General features: G+C 72.4%; 4 protein-coding genes. 1 reads left to right on the plus strand and 3 read right to left on the minus strand.

The window, feature by feature from the left end:
* Window positions 1–79: 79 nt before the first annotated feature.
* Both NWP10_RS10455 and NWP10_RS10460 read right to left on the minus strand, forming a co-directional pair.
* Window positions 80–970 (minus strand): ABC transporter ATP-binding protein, encoded by an 891-nt coding sequence (locus NWP10_RS10455; RefSeq protein WP_258300860.1) that lies wholly within the window; start codon window positions 968–970, stop codon window positions 80–82.
* Complete coding sequence (locus NWP10_RS10460; RefSeq protein WP_258300861.1) at window positions 967–1854, minus strand: ABC transporter permease; 888 nt, start codon at window positions 1852–1854, stop codon at window positions 967–969. Before NWP10_RS10460 ends, NWP10_RS10455 begins: the two co-directional genes overlap by 4 nt.
* A gap of 194 nt (window positions 1855–2048) precedes the next feature.
* Between NWP10_RS10460 and wecB the strand changes: the two genes are divergently transcribed.
* Window positions 2049–3203 (plus strand): non-hydrolyzing UDP-N-acetylglucosamine 2-epimerase, encoded by a 1155-nt coding sequence (wecB, locus tag NWP10_RS10465; protein WP_017488691.1) that lies wholly within the window; start codon window positions 2049–2051, stop codon window positions 3201–3203.
* Between the two features lie 74 nt (window positions 3204–3277).
* On the opposite strand, the gene NWP10_RS10470 is transcribed toward wecB, so the two are convergent.
* Window positions 3278–4582 (minus strand): MFS transporter, encoded by a 1305-nt coding sequence (locus tag NWP10_RS10470; protein ID WP_375162488.1) that lies wholly within the window; start codon window positions 4580–4582, stop codon window positions 3278–3280.
* Window positions 4583–4607 lie beyond the last annotated feature (25 nt).

The raw sequence follows: 4607 nt of genomic DNA on the forward strand, positions 1-4607 counted from the left end.
GCCGCGGCGCGCGCGCCGACCGTGCGGCCTCGTACGGCCCAGCGCCGTGCCGCCGACCGGGCCCCGCCGCCGTCGCCGCTCATCCGTTCGTGGTGCCCTGGGGCCGTTGTCCGCCCGTCCAGGCGATGCGCTGGCGGAGGAGCTCGCCCTGCTTGCGCTTGAGCATCTCGCGCCCCTCCTCCTCGTCGCCGTTCGCCATGGCGCGCACGTAGAGGTTGTAGCCGCGGGTGACGGTCTCGGGGCGGCCGTCCATGGTCAGCACGCCCTGCTCGATCCAGATCACGCGCTGGCACATCTCCTGGATGGTGCTCAGGGAGTGGCTGACGAGGAACACGCAGCCGGCCTGCTCGCGCAGGTCGTCCAGCCGGCGGCGGGTGCGCTCGCGGAACTGGGCGTCGCCGGTGTTCAGCGCCTCGTCGATGACCAGGATGTCCGGGTCCACGGACGTGGCGATCGCGAACTGCAGGCGCGAGGCCATGCCGGAGGAGTAGGCCTTCAGCGGCAGCTGCAGCGCCTGCTCGCTCAGGCCCGCGAGCTCCACCACCGCGTCGCGCTTGGCGGCGGCCTCGGCCGTGGTCATCCCCATGGCCAGGCAGCCCAGCCGGATGTTGTCCTCGCCGGAGACCTGGCGCACGAGCGCCGCGTTGACCCCGAGCATCACCGGCGTGCTCGTGGCGTACACGTGGCCCGTGGTGGGGCGCATCTGGCCCGTGATGAGCTTCATGAGGGTGGACTTGCCGGAGCCGTTGGTCCCGATCACGCCCACGGACTCGCCGCGGGCCACCGTGAAGGACAGGGGCTTCAGCGCCTCCACGCGGGAGGTGCGCACGCCGCTGGCGCGGCCGAGACGGCGGCCGCCGCCGCCGCCCTGGATGTGCTCGGCCGAGCGCACGGCGTAGGTCATGGACGCCTCGTCCACCACCACGGCCGGCTGCAGGGCCGCGTGGCGCGGTTCCATCGCGGCGCTCATCGTTCCTCCCCGTAGGTCTCCTCGGCGCTCCAGAACACCACGAAGCCCACCACGAGCAGCACGGCGGTCCAGGCCAGCAGGACGATCCAGCGCATCGGGTCCGCGTCCGTGCCGTACAGCAGGGACTGCCGGGCGATGTCCAGGACGCAATACATGGGGTTCAGGTGCATGGCGGTGATCAGCGGCGGGATGTGCTCGAAGCGCTGCACGCTGAAGAACACCGCCGAGAGGTAGAGCCAGATGCGCGTGCCGAACGTGATGAGGTTGGCCAGGTCCGCCCAGCGCGCCACGACGCGCGCCAGGAGCAGCGAGAGCCCGATGTTGAACAGCGTCTGCACGGCCAGCAGGGGGATCATCAGCAGCCAGCGCCAGGTGATGTCCTCGGCCGGCGGGATCACCAGGATCAGCAGGATCATGGTGGCCAGCGTGGGGCCGAAGAGCAGCAGCTCGCGGATGTTCGTGGCGATCGTCAGGGTGGCGCGCGGGAACCGGAACGCACGGACGATCGAGAGGTTGTTCGAGATGGACCGGGAGCCGGCCGTGATCGCGGCGGAGGTGTAGCGGAACAGGAACACGCCGACGATCAGGTAGGCGATGAAGTTCTCCACCCCGCGGCCCGTGCCCAGCAGCAGGCCGAAGACGAGGAAGTACGCGGCGCCGTCGAGGATGGGGTTGAGCACCATCCAGACGCGTCCGAGCGCGTTCACCGAGGTCGCGCCCGCGATGCGCGAGCGGGAGTCGAAGAGGATGAAGGAGCGGAAGTCCCACAGGGAGCGGATGTACCGCCCCAGGCCCGGTCGGGCGCCCACGCGGCGCAGCTGTGCGCCGTCCACGGTCACCACGGTGGTGGCGGCCTCCGCACGCGATTCACCGGTCTCTGCCATGCCGGGGGCACCCTCTCTCGTTCCAGTGGGAGCCACGGGCCGGGGACGGTCCGTCGCGACTGGCCACTCTAGCAAGCCCGCCGGGATGCCCCCGGTCAGTAGACTGCGCCGCAGGTCGAGGCGTGCCCCGCGCGCCGCGCCGCCGCGGACCGCCCCGTCCGCGCCCCCGTGCCCACGCAACGCAAGGAGCCCCTGTGCCCAAGGTCATGCCCATCTACGGAACCCGTCCCGAGGCGATCAAGGTCGCGCCGATCGTGAAGGCGCTGCAGGCGGACGACCGCTTCGAGTGCGTGGTCACCGTGACGGGCCAGCACCGCGAGATGCTGGACCAGGTGAACGAGCTGTTCGGGATCGTCCCGGACCACGACCTCAACATCATCCGCCCGCGGCAGACCCTCAACGGCGTCTTCGCCCGCACCCTCGAGGGCCTCGACGCGGTGCTCGAGCAGGAGCGCCCGGACGCCGTGGTCGTGCAGGGGGACACCACCACCTCGACGGCGGCGGCCGTCGCCGCCTTCAACCGCGGCATCGCCGTGGTGCACGCGGAGGCGGGGCTGCGCAGCTTCGACATCCACTCCCCGTTCCCGGAGGAGGCGAACCGCAAGATCACGAGCCAGATCTCCGCGCTGCACTTGCCGCCGACCTCGGTGAGCCGGGACAACCTGCTGCGCGAGGGCGTGGCCGCCGAGGACGTGTACGTCACCGGCAACACCGTGATCGACGCCCTCCTGGAGGCCGTCGAGCATCAGGTGCCCTTCGAGGACGAGCGGCTCGCCGCCCTGCAGGCCTCCGGCCGGCGCGTGGTGCTGGTGACCACCCACCGCCGCGAGAACCAGGGCGACGCCATGCGCGGCGTGGGCCGGGCCCTGGCGCGCCTGGCCGCCGCCCACCCGGACGCCACGTTCGTGCTGCCCGCCCACCGCAACCCGGTGGTGCGCGAGGCGATCCTGCCCGAGATCGAGGGCCGCGAGAACGTGCTGGTCACCGAGCCGCTGGCCTACGGCGAGTTCACCCACCTGCTCTCCGTGGCCACCGTGGTGCTCACCGACTCCGGCGGCGTGCAGGAGGAGGCCCCGTCCCTCGGCAAGCCCGTGCTCGTGATGCGCGAGAACACCGAGCGTCCCGAGGCCGTCACCGCGGGCACGGTCCGCCTGATCGGCACGGACGAGGAGGTCGTCGTCGCCGAGGTGACCCGCCTGCTCGAGGAGCCCGAGGCCTACGAGGCGATGGCCGCCGCGGTGAACCCCTACGGCGACGGCCGGGCCGCCGAGCGCACCGTCTCGGGCATCGCCCAGCTGCTGGGCGTGGGGGAGCGTCTGCCCGAGTTCGACCCGGAGGCGCGCGGCTGATTTACGCCCCCGCACGCACGAGGCCGCCCTCCCCGTCGGGAGGGCGGCCTCGTGCGTTCCGCGGACGGGCCCGCTCAGCCGTCCTCGCGGTGCGGCGGGCGCACGTCCTCCGGCTCGATCTTCGGCAGGGCGCCGGTGCGCGGCCCGCCCGGGACCACCGGCAGGTTGGTCTCCGGCGCCCGCCACCACGCGAGCGCGCCGAGGAGGATGACGCCGCCGGTGAGCACGAACGCCCAGCCGTAGCCGGCGGCGTCGACCACGAGGCCCGCCAGCAGCGGGCCGATGATCGCGCCCAGGTCCGCGGACATCTGGGCCGAGGACATCACCGCGCCGGAGCGCCGGCCCTGGCCCACGACGTCGGCGATCGCTGCCTGCTGCGGGGCGTTGAGCACGCCCGTGCCGGCGCCGGAGACGAGGCAGGCGAGCAGGAAGAGCAGGGGGGACTGCATCCAGCCGAGCACGCCGGTGGTCACGGCCATCACGAGCAGGCCGGTGAGGATCAACGGCTTGCGGCCGTGCACGTCGGAGAGCCGGGAGCTGAAGGTCACGGCCACCACGTTGCCGAGTGCGAACACGGACAGGGCGAGGCCGGCCATCAGGGCCCCGTCCACCTGCCAGCCCAGCAGGCCGCTTCCGGCGAACGCGCTCGCGGCGAAGAGCGGCATCACGGAGTTGCGCACGCCGAACGTGGCCCAGCCGTTGGCGAAGAAGGACACGAGCGCCGCGCGGTAGGACGGGTTCTCGAGCGCCTCCTTCACGGGCATGGCGGGGCGGGCGTCCCGGGCCGCGCGGTCCGCCAGGCGGGTGTCCTTGAGCATGAAGAACACGAGTGCCGCGGCGATGACCAGCGAGGTGCCGTAGATGAGGAACGGGGCGCGGTAGCCGAACACGGCGAGGGCGGAGCCGACGATGGGCCCCACGATGTTGCCGATGAGGAAGGCGGACGCGTAGGCGCCCGAGACCCGGCCGCGCATGGACGGCGGGGCCTTGCGGGCCAGGAACGCCATCGCCGAGACGGTGAACAGGGTCGAGCCGACGCCGCCGATCGCCCGGAACGCCAGGAGCTGCGCGAACGTCTGCGCGAAAGCGATGAGGAACATGGACGCCGCCACGATCAGCACGCCCGTCATGTACACGGGCGTCTCGCCGAGGCGGTTGGTCAGCCGGCCGGAGAGGGGCGCGAAGAGCAGGCGGGTGACGCCGAAGGCGGAGACGACGGCGGCCACCGCGGTCGCCGAGGCGTTGAACGAGGCCGCGTACTGGGGCAGCAGCGGCGCGATGATGCCGAAGCCGATTGCGATGATGAACGCGGCGGCCACGAGGACCTTGATCTCACGGGGCAGGGGGGCCCGCGCGGTGCGGGACGAGGACGACGGCATGGCCGCCATCCTCCCACGTCGGACC

The organism is Micrococcus sp. HG099, from assembly GCF_024723355.1.
Lineage (GTDB): Bacteria > Actinomycetota > Actinomycetes > Actinomycetales > Micrococcaceae > Micrococcus > Micrococcus endophyticus.

Bases quoted from the DNA above. Each gene is read 5' to 3' on its own strand.
- NWP10_RS10470 (WP_375162488.1), bottom strand. From the start codon at position 4,582: ATGCCGTCGTCCTCGTCCCGCACCGCGCGGGCCCCCCTGCCCCGTGAG.
- NWP10_RS10455 (WP_258300860.1), bottom strand. From the start codon at position 970: ATGAGCGCCGCGATGGAACCGCGCCACGCGGCCCTGCAGCCGGCCGTG.
- NWP10_RS10460 (WP_258300861.1), bottom strand. From the start codon at position 1,854: ATGGCAGAGACCGGTGAATCGCGTGCGGAGGCCGCCACCACCGTGGTG.